The 1,487-nt window shown below is 37.5% G+C and carries 1 protein-coding gene; it reads left to right on the top strand.

Annotated features, from left to right (window positions below):
• Nucleotides 1–27 precede the first annotated feature (27 nt).
• The coding region (locus H5202_RS22380; RefSeq protein ID WP_182773965.1) for a hypothetical protein at nucleotides 28–1,487 on the top strand (1,460 nt) is incomplete at its 3' end.

Below are 1,487 nucleotides of genomic sequence, written 5' to 3'. Positions count from 1 at the left end.
ACAATGATTAGTCGCGTTGATAGTGGTGTGACTGAATCTGATATCGAAATTTTGTCAATTGCTTTGGGTGATAAAGCACATCAGCTATTTAAGACAGTGATCGCTAAGGCTGGTGTTACAGACAAATTAAACAGTTTAATGCTTGATGCGCTTCAACTTAAAATTGAAAATAAGAACAGGCTTACAGCAAAGCAATCTGAGTTACCCAAAGGGTCTAATAAAGCCGTTGTGGAGTTGATTTTATTACAATATAAAGTAAAGCCCAATGAAATTGAAATTAAAAAAAGACTCACTACAAACCAAATTGTGCGCGCTAAAATAGCTAATAAAGACATTATTGATATTGTTACGCCAAAGAGTCAAAGCAAGCCAGGCAATGTTGCGGTTGGTGTACAACAAACTATTTTACAACAGCAACTCATTGTGGCGCGGCATAACCTGACTGCGATATTACAAAGTAAGGATCAAGAAATTGATGTAAACACCTTGCGGCAAAAAAAAATAAAACAAATCAAACAGATGTTCCCACCAGAACAGTATCCCAAGTACCGTCAATTCATAGACTTTTTAATTCAATATTCAACGAATGACCCTCTACACATTTCAGCTGATGATATGCAAAATATATCAGCTGCATTTGGTACTGAAGAGCTGAATATTTTCAGGTCGATCAGTGGTGATATTACGATAGAGGAAAAAATTAAGCACATAAGCTTTAAAGGGCTTCAACTTAAAATATCAATTAGAAAAAGGCTCAACGATACAAATCTAGAGCTATCCAAGGATGCTAGCTTAGCCGTCATACAGCACGCGATAGGACGATACCAAGATCAAATTAACGCTATTGAAGTTAAGATACGTCAAGAATTACAAGAGAAAGAACAAGCACACAAAGCTGAGCAATTAAGGTTAAAAGAACAACGCGAAATCGAACGGAAAAAGCACTTTTCAGATTTCCCTGCTTTTGGGATCAAAAATATTCCAAAAGACTCTGAAGCGGATATTCTTCTAAATAAGCTAATGAAAAAGCAAATCAGTCAGGATGAAAAAAAGTGGCTAGATAATAAAAGTTTCACTAATGATCTGGTTGAAAAAAAATACCATCTTCAACTCGCTCACAACCATTATCAAAATTGGAAGCAAAAAAGCTTACCTTGGGAACTGGTTAATGCCAGCGCAGCCTATCGCAAGGCGGAAGAACTGAGCAAAATTAAAAAAGCGTTAGATGAATCATATCCTTTTAATATTCCTAAGAAAGAAAAGAAATTAAAATCTGCCTTGTTAACCACCTATGGTGGAGTGTGTAGAGACTTAGCCCTGTATGGCGATGCTATTAAGTTAGGCCTTGAAGCACATAACGTGACGCCTCTAAATTTCAGGCCATGCACTTTGCTCGGTGCTATTCATATCGCAACAGGGGAGTTTACTGCAGGTCACGAGTGGTACGACAAAGCAAAAGAGCGAGGTTTTAGCCAAGAGGCCTATGA

The sequence above is a fragment of the Shewanella sp. SG41-4 genome, assembly GCF_014164505.1.
In the GTDB taxonomy this organism is placed as follows: domain Bacteria; phylum Pseudomonadota; class Gammaproteobacteria; order Enterobacterales; family Shewanellaceae; genus Shewanella.
This window is presented reverse-complemented; position numbering and strand designations above follow the sequence as displayed.